This is a genomic window from Sulfurovum sp. (assembly GCF_041562805.1).
Taxonomy (GTDB): Bacteria; Campylobacterota; Campylobacteria; order Campylobacterales; family Sulfurovaceae; genus Sulfurovum.
Window position 1 is genome coordinate 25,019 of record NZ_JBFFOH010000004.1, and the last position, 12,960, is coordinate 37,978.

Genomic DNA, 12,960 nt, shown 5'->3' on the forward strand with positions numbered 1-12,960 from the left:
TCATGGAAAAAGTTATCGTAGAAAAATCAGGGGGCATTGTCCACGTTAGGATCAACCGTCCCGAAGTTTTGAATGCTTGTGATGGTGACACATACAATGCTATCGCCGATGCTTGGGATGATCTGGAAAATGACCCTACTTTAAGGGTAGGGATCATCAGTGGCGAGGGGTCTTCATTTTGTGTGGGTACCGATGTCAAATGGGTAAAATCTCCAGATGCAGAAGGCTTTGTGGATCGCCTATATCCACGTTTGCTGACCTTGACAAAGCCGGTGATCGCAGCCATCCATGGTCACTGTAATGGCGGCGGTCTGGAGCAGGCATTGGGTGCTGATATCCGTGTGTCTGCTGAAGATGCCCATTATGGTTTTGGAGAGATCCGTCTGGGTTGGATTCCCGGTGGTCATGGAACGCAGCGTCTTCCACGCGTGATCCCGTTAGGTAACGCGCTTGAGTTGCTCTACACGGGTAACCGTATCGATGCACAGGAAGCTTATCGTTTAGGCCTGGTCAATCATGTCGTCCCAGGGGATCAGTTGATCGAAAAGTGTGAACAGATCGCTTCTGAGATCATCAAGAGTGCTCCGCTTGCGGTACAGAAGATGAAAAGTGTTGTCATGAAGGGTCTTGATATGCCGCTGCCTAAAGCAGTTGAACTCGAAAACGAGTATTTCCAATGGCTCATGCAGACTGAAGATTCGAAAGAAGGTGCCCTCGCTTTTGCAGAAAAGCGTGCTCCAAACTGGAAGGCTAAATAGTCATTGCTTCTCAAGGCTTTATCACACTATAAGGGCTTGAGCCTTGGAGGAGACTTGACCAGCGATCTGAAATGAGAAGAGATGATCATTTCAATTATATTTAATAGAGGTAAATTTTATCATGACAAAGAACCGACTTATGGTCCCGGCCGCGGTATTAACACTGATGCCATTCCTTCTTTCTCCGCAAACCGTATATGCCGCGGATGAAAATGAGGGCATGACAACGGCATCTGCTAAAGATTCATCATGGAGCGAACTCGATGTGGACCCTATGCATGGTCCAGATTCAGTTACTGGAATCTTGCAGAGAGATCAACAAGAAAAACAGGATGTTTTTGATAAGAACTTTCTGGAAGAATGGACGGCTTGGAAGACAGGTATAAAAGAGGAAACAGGCTTTAACTTTGGTGCGGATTATACTGCTATCGGATTTGCGGCGAGCAGCAGTCCTGGAGATGACACAGCGGCATCAGGGATCGCACGGTTCTTCGGTAACTGGGATTTGTATAACCGAGGTGAACTAAATACCGGGAGTCTTGTATTCAAGTTCGAGGATCGACATTCCTACACAGATGTTGCACCTGTGGCATTTGGTTTTGAGGTCGGTTATGCCGGAACCCCTGCACCGGTTTTCAGCGATCAGGGATTCCGCTGGACCACACTCTACTGGAAACAGAATTTTGCCGATAACAAAGTTGTTGCCCGCGCAGGTTTCCTGGATGTAAAAGAGTATTTTAACCTATATGGATTGGCGAGTCCATGGACGCACTTTGACAATCTTGCGTTCTCAGTCGGATCCAATACGATGGCCGTGTTGCCTGACGCAGCGTTTGGTGCTATGGCCGGCGGTTATTTGACAGATAATGTCTATGCGGTTGCAGGGATCCTAGACCGCAGCGCCGATCCAACATCGATGTTTGACAGTTTTGACAACTTTTTCAGTGATTTTGACACCCTCAAGACACTTGAGATCGGTATCACCAAGGGAGGTAAGTATCTGTTCCTTGACAATGCACACATCTCCTTCTGGCACCTTGATGAGAGTAAAGAAACTGGCGCACCGAGTGGACGGGGTGTAAACGTGTCTTTTTCTTCTACCATCGACGGGAAATGGCTTCCGTTCCTGCGTGCTGCCTGGGCCGATGAAGGCGGGGGAGTATATGAATCCTCAGTCAGTACGGGGTTCGGTTACAAGGACAAGCCAGGGGGTAACCTTCTTGGCGTGGGTCTTAACTGGGGTAGGCCAAATTCTGATACCTTCCCTATAGAGCTTGATGACCAATGGACAGGTGAAGTCTTTTACAGGGCGCAGCTTACAGAGAACCTCCAAGTAACACCAAGTGTACAATTGCTCGTTGACCCGGCCCTTAATCCTGACAAAGACTTCATTGCATTGTTTGGACTGCGTGTTCGTGCGTCATTCTAGGATTACAATAGTGATCGAAGAGTCAGATTATTTGTATACAACGTGGCATGAGGGTAATCTATCTATGCGAGATAAAACAGGTATAGTATTTTTCTCTCGCGATTCGTACAGCTGTATTGAAATACTATGAAATAAGAAATGAAATAGGGAGAGAAAAATATGTTTAAACATAAAAAAAGTATTCGTTTAGGACTGATAGCGATCGCCATTCAATTATGCACGGCTCAGATAGCAGCAGAAGAAACTAAAAGATCTGCATCTGAAATTGCAGCAGAACTGGCCAACCCAAATACTGTTCTAGGAACAATGAACTTCAATTTTGACTATATCAGCTATGGAGGAGACCTTCCGGGTGCCGGTGACCAGAGTGCATTTAGGATGACCTTCCAGCCCAGCTTGCCTTATCCGCTTGAGAACGGTTTGAACTTTTTCCTCCGCCCGGCAATTCCATTGATCTTCACCCAGGATGTTCCTACGCTGAACGGATATGAAAATCACGGTGTTGATCTCGGTGATATCAGTTTTGATTCCGGTGTGGGTAAAACCTTTTCAAACGGATTCGTACTCGTCGGAGGAATTGTAGGGACACTGCCTACTGCTTCCAATGATGCGCTCGGATTAGACCAGTGGTTACTTGGGCCTGAAGCCCTCGTCGCTGTTGTGAAAGAGTGGGGTGCTATTGGTCTGCTCTTGACACATCAATGGGATGTTGCCGGAGAGGATGACTACAGCACCAATATCACCGGAGGGCAATACTTCTATGTTTTCAATTTTGATGACGGTTGGCAGTTCAGAGCATCACCAACGTTCTCATATAACCATGAGGCCGTAAGCGGTCAACGATGGACATTCCCGGTTGGTGCCGGTGTGTCTAAAACGACTATTATCGGGAAGACACCTTGGAAGTTTGGGATAGAATACTGGAACTATGTAGAGAGACCTGATGCTTTTGGACAGGATTGGCAGATAAGATTCACTATAGCACCGGTTGTACCGTTGCCATGGGGTAATTAGTAGCCAAATTATATTCGGGAACTGCACTTTACAGATTCTCATCGTCTCATGAAGTTGGCTTGGATTGAGTGTTTAGTGTAGAGGTTGGGTTTTTCACTTCTACATTTTTAAGATAATTAGTTGCACTCGGTGCATCAAATAAAAGGAGTTCAAATCATGAATATTTTATTATTCTCTGGAAAACTAAAAGAAAAGTGTCTATCAGGCTTTATGGTGGTCGGGATACTCGTAAGCCTTGGAGGAAGTGCAGTTGCTGCAGAGTATGATCTTGTCATCAACAATGGTCAGGTCATGGATCCTGAAACCATGCTTAACGAAGTATTGAATGTCGGGATCAAGGACGGGATCATTGCAAAGATCACTCCGGATGAGATACACGGAGCCAAGACCATTGATGCAAAAGGTCATGTTGTCACGGCAGGTTTTATAGATGCTCATTTTCATGCACTTGATGGACTCTCTTTGAAACTTGCCGCACTCGATGGTGTGACCACAGGAATGGATCTTGAAATTGGTGCGATCAATGTCAATGCGTGGTATGATGCAAAAAAAGGAGCATGGCCCCTTAACTATGGTACCGCTGTAAGTCAGGAGGGTGTAAGACTACGTATCCACGACCCGGAGGTGAAACTCAAGGGTTGGTATGATGCACCAACCATTCTGGGTGGACTCAGAGCTAAGGCCTGTGAAGATGGTGTCTGTGGCTGGCAGGATGCACGCAGCGATATTGAGCACCTGAATAAAATTCTTAAAATTTTTGATGAAGAGCTGCAGGATGGAGCGCTTGGAATGTCATCAACCATTGGTTATATGCCTGGGATAACGACCTATGAAATGTATAAATCGCAGGAGATAGTTGCGAAATACGGACGGTTAACTTCAGCACACGTTCGCTTTCATGGTAATCCGTCTCTTCCTGAAGGACCCTATGGTACAGACGAGATCCTGGTAAATGCAATGGCCCTGAATGCGCCACTGATCTTGTGTCACAATAATGAATACGGATGGTGGGAGAATGAAGAGAAACTTCAAAAAGCACGTGCTCAAGGATATAATGTGTGGAGTGAGTACTACCCTTATACCGCAGCCTCTACATCCATTTCATCATCTTTCTTCGACCCTGAAGGTTTTGCTAAGTTCGGACTCAAGTATAAAGATGTGATGTATGACCCGATTGCAGATAAATATCTGGATAAGGATGAGTTTTTAGCCACACGAAAAAAAGACCCTAGTCGATTGGTTGTCGTGTTCAATCCCGCTCGAAAGATCTGGCTGCCTTATTGGCTGCGCATGCCACATATGGTAGTCGCCTCTGATGCGATCTATTCAGGTCTTGGGGTGGACTCTTGGGACCTTGACCCTTCTAAATATCAAGGTCACCCACGTACTGCAGGTACACGCGGAAAAGTGCTGAAATTAAGTCGTGAACAGGGTGTGCCACTCATGTTCTCTCTGGCACAAATGAGTTACTGGCCTGCCAAGCATCTTGGAGATGCAGGTATTGAAGCCATGAAAGTCCGTGGGCGTATGCAAGAAGGCATGGTTGCGGACATTACGATCTTTGACCCCAAAACGGTCACTGATAACTCAACGTATAAACTGGGAGAGAATGGAACACCGACTACAGGCATACCTTATGTGATCGTGAATGGTAAACTGGTTGTCAATGAAAGCAAGTTTCAAAAAGTGTGGGCCGGACAGCCTATACGTTACCCGATCGAAGAGAAAAGTCACTTCAAACCACTGAGTGTAGAAGCTTGGGGTCGTCAATACGCTATTCGGCCATTCAGTGTGTCACAACATGGTGCAGAAGACAAAGGAGAGTAGAGATGTTTTCACGACTTATATTGGCTATCGCATTTTCAGCAGGTGTACTCTTTGCTGCACCGCTGGAAACCGATAGGTCCATTGATAAAGAGGTCAAGAGCAAATCAGGTATTTCAAATACTGAAACGTTTGAACAGTTTGCCACACGCGTTGGTATTGATGCATCCGAGCTTACCTTGATGCAACAAAATACGAAAAAAACCTCATTTATACCGGGAAAAGTGTTTTGTAGTTGCAGTAGTGGCAACAAGTACATCGGTACAGATCATGCTCAGCATACTCATGAATAACGGCTAAGGTATAGAATATGCAGATGTATTACAGTGTGTTATGCTCCTCAAAATAACTTTGTTTTGAGTAATATATAGTAATGCAGTACTTAAAAATAAATCAGGTTTACAGGGGAGATAAAATGAAAGTTTCATTATGGTTCAAAGGGTGTTTACTTGCATATTTACTTGTTGCTATGCCACTCTTTGCCGATTCATTGGAAGGTCCAAGAAGTGTAGCCGAGGAGCTGGAACCAAAAAATGGATTGACAAACCCTGATATCCGATCTACTTATTTCAAAGATACTTTTTCCTCTTGGTTTGAATTCAAAGATAAACTAAAAAAAGAGAATCATTTAGATCTTGGTTTTGACTACTCAATTGTAGGCTCATTATCAGATGCCGATATTGGAGAAGACAATGCACTGGGTCATGACATACGCTTTTATGGAACATGGACGCCTCTTAATCCCGATGGTACAAACTCCGGTATGCTTACTTTTAAATTTGAAAATCGTCATGCATTTACAAATTTAGCACCACAAAGTTATGGGTTTAATGTCGGTGCATTGGCAATCAATGCAGCACAGTTCAGTGATGCTGGTTGGATCGTAACGAACCTTTTTTGGAAACAGCGCTTTATGAATGACCGATTGACTTTAGGATTTGGGATCGTTGATATAACCGATTTTATTGATGTTTTTCCTTTAGCAAACCCGTTAACAGGATTTATGAACCTGGCATTTTCAATCAGCCCCGCTATAGCTGTCCCCAATCAAGGTTTAGGTGCAGCAGGAGGATTTTGGTTTTCTGATAATATCTATAGCATAGCAAGTATCGCCGACGCTAACGCAGACCCAGGTTCACCGGAGTTTGATGTATTTGAAACCGGTGAGACATTTAAACATATCGAATTTGGTTATACTCCAAATAAAGAGCTTCAATTTCTAAAGAACTTCCATATAACTCTTTGGCAGCAGGATGAGAGAAAAGACCAAGGTATTCCTGAGGACTGGGGAGTGACTGCATCCTGGTCATGGCTATATAATAACCGTTGGTCAACTTTCGTTCGCGGGGGATGGAATGATAAAGGCACGGCACTTTATCAAAAGTCTTTCAGCGCCGGTATGGGCTATTTGACGAATGAGCAGGATTTAATCGCTATGGGGTTCAATTGGGGAGAATCAGCAAACCGGGACACACAAAAAACAATTGAAGCATTTTATAATTATAAAGTCACTGAGCTATTGGCTGTCACCTTGGATATCCAGCAAATTTTTGATCCGGTATTTAATCCGGATGATAACGTTGTAGGTATCTATCAGCTTCGGCTTCGCATGTCATTCTAATCTTTTAGTTACTTACAAATTTCTTATTTACTTCATTGTCTGTAAATTACGTAATGATTTGCCTGTCCCCAATACAGAGCTGACGTATTGAAAAAAAGTGGCTATCAAGAATACGATCAGACATCTTCTCATAGAGAAGCATATCTTAAAACGATGGTACCTATTTAACTAAATATTGAACACCAGTAGTGTTTAGAGAATTGAATTAAAAATGAAAAATCTTATAAATTTATATATTTTATAACGTTTATCGCTGTAGCGACGTTTGAAGCCAATAAATATGTACCCTTCCATAGAAAACGTTATAAAATGTTCTATATAGGATGTTTTATAATGAAAACTATATTTTGAGATTCAATATAATATCTCGTCGTTACACATAAAACTTAGAACTTCTCAATAACTTCAAAGCAAATTCTATTTTATCTTTTAAAACCTCTTCATGCTCGCATAAAAGAGGATATATATCTAATGTTCTTGTTTCAGACTGCGCTTTAATATTGTCAAGTATAACTTCACGCTCTTTACAATTTCTGTACTCACGTAGAGGCTTCAATAGAATGTTAAGTTCCTCGACGAGAATTCGTGACTCTTTTTCCCCAATAATATGGAAAAAATCTTCTATTAAAGTTTGAAGGGTATCCATAGAGATATAAATCTCTTCAAGCACTTTATCATCATACCCCTTCTTGGTATTACCTAAAAGCACTTCAAATCTTTTTAAACTCTCGCTAACTATATTTTTCACCTCTTTTTTTAAAGAGATATATTTATGGTTTTCCTGTATTTCTATCTCTCTAGTAAGTAGATCTGTCATCTGTGTAAAAGGTTGAGACTGAAGCATATGTATCACTGCTTTCTCTTCTTCTGTTATCAGACTTTTTAACTCACTGTAGAGTGTTAACTTGGCATCTTCACGTGTGGCACATAGTTCATTTAAAAAGTAAAGATAGCGTAATACCTTTGTCTCTTCATAATAACGTTGTAGCAACTTGGTACAAAAATGCTGTACCTTTGGATCAAACAGGTCTGAAAAAGTCTCCAGTAAAGTTGCTGTACGTCGTAAAAGAATACGTAAACGATGCAGTGTTGCACTAAAATGTTTCTTCTGAAAATTCACCTTATAGTAGTTTAACAGACGAATGTTTCGGTACAGTACCAAAGAAACACCATCACGTATATAAACACGTTGTGGTACTTGCCAGAAAAAAAGATTGGGTGATTCAAAAGCATCTATTTTTCGGAAAAATGTTTGTAGATTGTACTCCATAGGTTTTACATACAATGCAAGGGAGTGATCGCTGTATTTGTTATCTTGATCGATCTCTTTAAGAACAAAAGGTTGCAGTTCCTGGATGATTTTTGAGTTTCTCAGTGCTTTTTCATCTTGGAAATATCCGATCAGTATGTAGATCCCTTCAAGCTTCTTTAAGTACTTATCAACAACAAATGTACTTTCATCTATCATGACCAAATATGCGTTTTTAACGATGATCCTTCCCAAATGCTCTTTACGATGAAAAACATACATCTCTTCACTGACAGATGTGATCTTTTCATTACCATGTTTATCGACTGTGACTTTTGTATAGGTATCTGGGTAAAGTTTATGGTAGTAACTCGCCTCATCCGCATATGAAACAGTGTAGAACTGTTCTGTTTTCTTAACGTTTGACCGTTGTTGTCTAAGCCAACGCTGGATGTCTGCGGATACTAAAAACTTGCGTTTTATATTATTCATAGCAGGGATTATATCACAAAATAAAAAATTGACTCTATGGTCCTTTTTAACTATAATACGCTATGAAAAACTTCTTTTTAGCCCCTATCAAAGGCTACCAATATATCTCTAAAATGTTACCTGCTTCCTGCCGTTACTACCCTACCTGTTCAGAATATGCCAAATGGCAGTTTGAATTTAATGCACCACATAAAGCTTTTACAGCAAGTTCATTGCGTATTTTACGCTGTAATCAGTTTTTTAAAGGGGGTATTGACTATCCACTGGTTCACTTCAAACCACCAAAACCTACAGCTTTACTCAAACTTAATGCATATTGTGGCAAAATTAATGTAATCTATTGGTTAGTACCTCAAAGTACGAACCCGGACAATACAAACTATTATGTTTTAAAGGACTTTGATGCAACTAAACGCACCACTTGACATGCACTTACACCTCAGAGATGGAGAGATGTTAGAAAATATCGCTAAAAGTTCAGCAAGTACTTTTTCAGGCGCTATCGTTATGCCTAACCTTGTACCTCCAGTGAGCAGTAAAGAAGAAGTTGTTGCCTATAAACAACGTATCATGGATGCCATAGGTGATGAAAAATTTACACCTTACATGACACTCTTTTTCAAGCCCTCTTATACCAAAGAATTTTTAGAGTCTATAAAAGATGAGATCACAGCAATCAAACTCTATCCTGCTGGTATCACCACGAATTCTGAAGGTGGAGTAAGCGGTTTTGATGTAGAAGAGTTGCGTCCTGCACTTGAAGCGATGAGTGAATTGAACATTCCTCTATGTGTGCATGGAGAAACAAACGGTTTTGTCATGGACAGAGAAGCGGAGTTTGTCAGTATTTATGAAAGATTGGCTACAGCATTTCCTAACCTCAAGATCATTATGGAACATATCACAACCAAAGAGAGTGTCGAAGCATTAGATAGATTTGAAAATCTTTATGCGACCATTACCCTGCATCACCTTATCATCACCCTCGATGACGTGGCGGGTGGTATGCTTAAGCCGCATCTTTTCTGTAAACCTATAGCCAAACGTCCCGAAGACAGAAGTGCCCTACTCAAAGTAGCCCTGGAAGCACATCCTAAAGTCATGTTCGGGTCAGACTCTGCGCCACATCCAAAACATGCCAAAGAGGCTTGTGGCTGTGCTGCGGGTGTCTTTACTGCGCCCATAGCATTACAGGTCTTGGCTGAATTTTTTGAAAATGAAAATGCCTCACTTGAAAATCTTCAAGCCTTTATATCAGGAAATGCGCAAAAGATCTACGGTGTTTCACCTTTGATCAAAACCGTTACCCTTGAGAAAAGAGAGTTTACCGTACCTTCAGATTACAATGGTGTGGTTCCTATGTATGCTGATGAAACATTAGCCTACAGTATAAGAGACGTTAGAAATGGATAAACGACTAAAAAAATTTGAAATATGCTGATGAAATCATAAGTTTAAAGCACTTACTCAAACATAACTAGATAACATAAGACAAATTAATAAGGATAGTAAATGATTGCAAATAGTATTGAAGAACTTATAGGAAATACGCCTTTAGTCAAGATCAACACACTTTCACAAGAGACAGGTACCACTATATTAGGTAAATGTGAATTTATGAATCCTACTTCATCTGTGAAAGACAGAATTGCTTTTAACATGATAAATGAAGCATTAAAGTCAGGAGATATTGATCAAAATACAACGATCATTGAACCTACAAGCGGAAATACTGGTATAGGCCTTGCTGCTATCTGTGCAGCAAAAGGTCTCAAACTCATTTTGACGATGCCTGAGTCTATGAGTATAGAACGTCGTAAAATTCTTATACATTTAGGTGCAGAGCTCGTACTCACACCTGCTTCAGAAGGTATGGGCGGGGCTATCTCCAAAGCATCCGCATTGGAAAAAGAACTGGACAATGCAAAAGTACTTCAGCAATTTAACAATCTAAATAACCCAGACATCCACCGTAAAACAACAGCCCCTGAGATACTTAAAGACACCCATGGTGATCTAGACATCTTTGTAGCTGCAGTAGGAACAGGTGGAACCCTGACAGGTACGGGAGAGATCCTCAAAGCTAAGATACCTTCACTTCAGATCATTGCAGTTGAACCTTCTGATTCTCCTGTCCTTGAAGGCGGAAAAGCAGGACCCCATAAGATTCAGGGGATCGGTGCAGGGTTTGTCCCTGAAATACTCAACACAGAAATTTATGGTGAAGTGATTGCAGTAAGCAATGAAGCTTCTTTTGCAATGGCTCAAAAAATTGCCAGAGAAGAGGGTTTACTTATTGGTATTTCAGCAGGTGCAAACCTGCATGCAGCCTATACTATAGCAAGCAGGCCGGAAAATAAAGGTAAAACCATCGTAACCATACTCTGTGATACTGCTGAACGTTATCTTTCTACGGAACTCTTTGACAGTTAATGTCACAGGAAAATACCTCCACACCTCTTCTACTTGAAACTATCAAGATAGAGGATGGAGAAGTACACAACCTCAGCTATCATCAAGATCGATGCACTAAAAGCCGTCAAAAACTCTTTCAGAGTAAAGATGTACTGGATTTATCTTCCATTATTGTTGCGCCCAAGGTTGGTTTATATCGTTGCCGTATCCTCTATGGCAAGAAAGTACACTCTATTGAATATATACCCTACACTCCAAAAGAGATACAGACATTAAAAATAGTCTCCTCCGACATTGAATACAATTTAAAATATGCCAACAGGGATGCCCTAAATACCCTGCTTGAATCTAACAAGGATGTAGATGAAGTGATCATAGAAAAAGATGGGTATCTCACCGATACAACTATCTCAAACATTGCTTTTTTTGATGGGAAACAGTGGCTCACACCTGAAAAGCCGCTACTTCAAGGTACGATGAGAGCCAAATTGATCGATGAAGGATTTCTGCAACCAAAAGAGATAAAACAAGCAGATCTCCAAAACTACTCACAAGTAGCTTTAATGAATGCTATGATAGGATTTAAAATTCTAAAGATTGATACCATACAAAATATCAAAAGGGCAAATAATGACCATTAACCTTTTTCAAACACCTGAGTATCGAACACTCATCCAGACACATATCTTTGAAACCATTAAATATTTATTTGACAGGAATCAGGAATTTGCACTTGCATGTGAGGTGAAACACATCACATTTACCCCGGAATTACCTAGTGGGATCAAAGAATCATTTGATGATACAGTTCTCTTTATATTGAGTGGTTTTACCTTCGAAAGTGCTCAGTTAAATGAAGAACATTTTTCTTTTGAGGCGGGTTTTGGAAGTGAGAATTTTGGTTCAGTGGTATCGGTACCATTACTCGCTATAAAACAGATCTTTGTAGGAGACACTCCCATAGTCATCAATCTTGCAGAGCCGGTAATAGTGGGAGGAGAGAAAAAAGTAGGCAGTGCATCCACAAAATCTTCAATGGAAGCACTTTTGAATAATCCTGAGAATAAAAAACTCCTCAAGAATAAAAAATAACGCGTAAATTCTTAGCAGTGACCCGCTAAGATGAAATTTACTACGTTATCTACATATGCATTATGTTTATTCTCTTTAGAATATACAATAAAGAATTTACGTGACATCGTATAACCTCTAAGTCTTGCTTCAAAAAGTTCACCGTTAGCCACTTCATCCATGATAGCATATTTTGACAAGATAGATACTACAGGTCTATCCGGATTTCTATCACTCTTCTTAAGTGTTTGGAGTACAGTAGTGGTGTTACTTACTTCTGAAAGGACATTAAAGTTTTTACAAGAAACACCCAGTTCGTCAAATACTTCTTGAACAACTTTTCTCGTATGTGACCCTTCATCTCTACATATCCAATCAAAATCATATAACTCTTCTGTTTTCAATATTTTGGCTATAGGTACATTACTTACAACTACAAGTTCATCTTCCAGCCACTCTCTATAAATAAGATCATGATCTATTACAGGTGATTCAATAAGCGCAACATCTAACTTTCTGTCTTTCAGTTTTTCTATAATGTTGTCACTTAGATCGATATCTAAATTAACACTGTTGTTGATCGCTTCACCAATTGTATTAAGACATTGTCCAGGGATGATATATGTACCTATGGTAAATGAAGCACCTAATCTAAATGTGATCTCTTTATTGATGATCTTGAGTATATCTTGTTCTGAAGAGTGTATCTCTTTTTCAAGTCTCGCTGCTATCTTATAAAGCTCTTCACCCTCATTGGTAAGTTTAATACCATTCTTTTTACGCTCGATTACTTTACACGCAAGATATTTTTCAATAAATTTGATCTGCTGTGTTACTGCTGGCTGAGAAATTCCTAACTTCGCAGATGCTTTTGAAAAACTTCTTTCACGAGATACAGTTAAAAATGTTTCTAATTTTACAAAATCTTTTAACATTAATTATTTCCTTAATTCTAAACTATTTCTTAAATATATAAATATATAAGTTAATTAAGTCATTATATCTAATTATACTTAATCAAACATAAGTTGTTCTTATTAGAATAATTTTATTTTGTATTAAACTTCCATTTTTTTTCTTTATGGCA

At 40.3% G+C, this 12,960-nt stretch carries 13 protein-coding genes; 11 read left to right on the forward strand and 2 right to left on the reverse strand.

The genetic code is table 11. The features are described 5' to 3' along the window. Nucleotides 1-2 precede the first annotated feature (2 nt). From ABYK33_RS01145 to ABYK33_RS01170, 6 genes are all read left to right on the forward strand, one after another. Complete coding sequence (locus ABYK33_RS01145; protein WP_373031064.1) at nucleotides 3-758, forward strand: enoyl-CoA hydratase/isomerase family protein; 756 nt, start codon at nucleotides 3-5, stop codon at nucleotides 756-758. Between the two features lie 121 nt (nucleotides 759-879). Continuing rightward, a complete protein-coding gene (locus tag ABYK33_RS01150) occupies nucleotides 880-2,187 on the forward strand; it encodes a carbohydrate porin (protein WP_373031065.1) in 1,308 nt (435 codons plus the stop codon). A gap of 159 nt (nucleotides 2,188-2,346) precedes the next feature. Continuing rightward, the gene (locus ABYK33_RS01155; RefSeq protein WP_373031066.1) at nucleotides 2,347-3,201 is read left to right on the forward strand and encodes a hypothetical protein; all 855 of its coding nucleotides are present in this window, start codon (nucleotides 2,347-2,349) and stop codon (nucleotides 3,199-3,201) included. Nucleotides 3,202-3,357: 156 nt separating this feature from the next. Next, nucleotides 3,358-5,028: a hypothetical protein gene (locus tag ABYK33_RS01160; RefSeq protein WP_373031067.1), complete on the forward strand. Its 1,671-nt coding sequence runs from the start codon at nucleotides 3,358-3,360 to the stop codon at nucleotides 5,026-5,028. Between the two features lie 2 nt (nucleotides 5,029-5,030). Beyond that, nucleotides 5,031-5,318 carry a hypothetical protein gene (locus ABYK33_RS01165; RefSeq protein ID WP_373031068.1) on the forward strand — a complete coding sequence of 96 codons (288 nt, stop codon included), beginning with the start codon at nucleotides 5,031-5,033 and terminating at the stop codon, nucleotides 5,316-5,318. Between the two features lie 122 nt (nucleotides 5,319-5,440). Next, nucleotides 5,441-6,646, forward strand: a complete 1,206-nt coding sequence (locus tag ABYK33_RS01170; RefSeq protein ID WP_373031069.1) for a carbohydrate porin — start codon at nucleotides 5,441-5,443, stop codon at nucleotides 6,644-6,646. 373 nt (nucleotides 6,647-7,019) lie between these two features. Here ABYK33_RS01170 and ABYK33_RS01175 read toward each other — a convergent pair whose 3' ends face one another. Further along, nucleotides 7,020-8,387 (reverse strand): hypothetical protein, encoded by a 1,368-nt coding sequence (locus ABYK33_RS01175; RefSeq protein ID WP_373031070.1) that lies wholly within the window; start codon nucleotides 8,385-8,387, stop codon nucleotides 7,020-7,022. Nucleotides 8,388-8,449: 62 nt separating this feature from the next. Between ABYK33_RS01175 and yidD the strand changes: the two genes are divergently transcribed. The 5 genes from yidD to ABYK33_RS01200 all read left to right on the forward strand — a co-directional run bounded on the left by yidD (nucleotide 8,450) and on the right by ABYK33_RS01200 (nucleotide 11,894). After that, nucleotides 8,450-8,812, forward strand: coding sequence for a membrane protein insertion efficiency factor YidD (gene yidD / locus ABYK33_RS01180; protein ID WP_373031071.1), 363 nt, complete (start codon nucleotides 8,450-8,452; stop codon nucleotides 8,810-8,812). Next, complete coding sequence (pyrC, locus tag ABYK33_RS01185) at nucleotides 8,790-9,800, forward strand: dihydroorotase (protein WP_373031072.1); 1,011 nt, start codon at nucleotides 8,790-8,792, stop codon at nucleotides 9,798-9,800. Before yidD ends, pyrC begins: the two co-directional genes overlap by 23 nt. Nucleotides 9,801-9,899: 99 nt before the next feature. Continuing rightward, nucleotides 9,900-10,820 (forward strand): cysteine synthase A, encoded by a 921-nt coding sequence (gene cysK, locus ABYK33_RS01190; RefSeq protein WP_373031073.1) that lies wholly within the window; start codon nucleotides 9,900-9,902, stop codon nucleotides 10,818-10,820. Next, nucleotides 10,820-11,443 (forward strand): aminotransferase class IV family protein, encoded by a 624-nt coding sequence (locus ABYK33_RS01195; RefSeq protein ID WP_373031074.1) that lies wholly within the window; start codon nucleotides 10,820-10,822, stop codon nucleotides 11,441-11,443. Before cysK ends, ABYK33_RS01195 begins: the two co-directional genes overlap by 1 nt. Next, nucleotides 11,433-11,894: a hypothetical protein gene (locus ABYK33_RS01200; RefSeq protein ID WP_373031075.1), complete on the forward strand. Its 462-nt coding sequence runs from the start codon at nucleotides 11,433-11,435 to the stop codon at nucleotides 11,892-11,894. The genes ABYK33_RS01195 and ABYK33_RS01200 overlap by 11 nt, the downstream gene beginning before the upstream one ends. A gap of 11 nt (nucleotides 11,895-11,905) precedes the next feature. Here the strand turns inward: ABYK33_RS01200 and ABYK33_RS01205 are convergent, their stop codons facing one another. Next, nucleotides 11,906-12,808, reverse strand: a complete 903-nt coding sequence (locus ABYK33_RS01205) for a LysR substrate-binding domain-containing protein (RefSeq protein WP_373031076.1) — start codon at nucleotides 12,806-12,808, stop codon at nucleotides 11,906-11,908. Nucleotides 12,809-12,960: the final 152 nt, after the last annotated feature.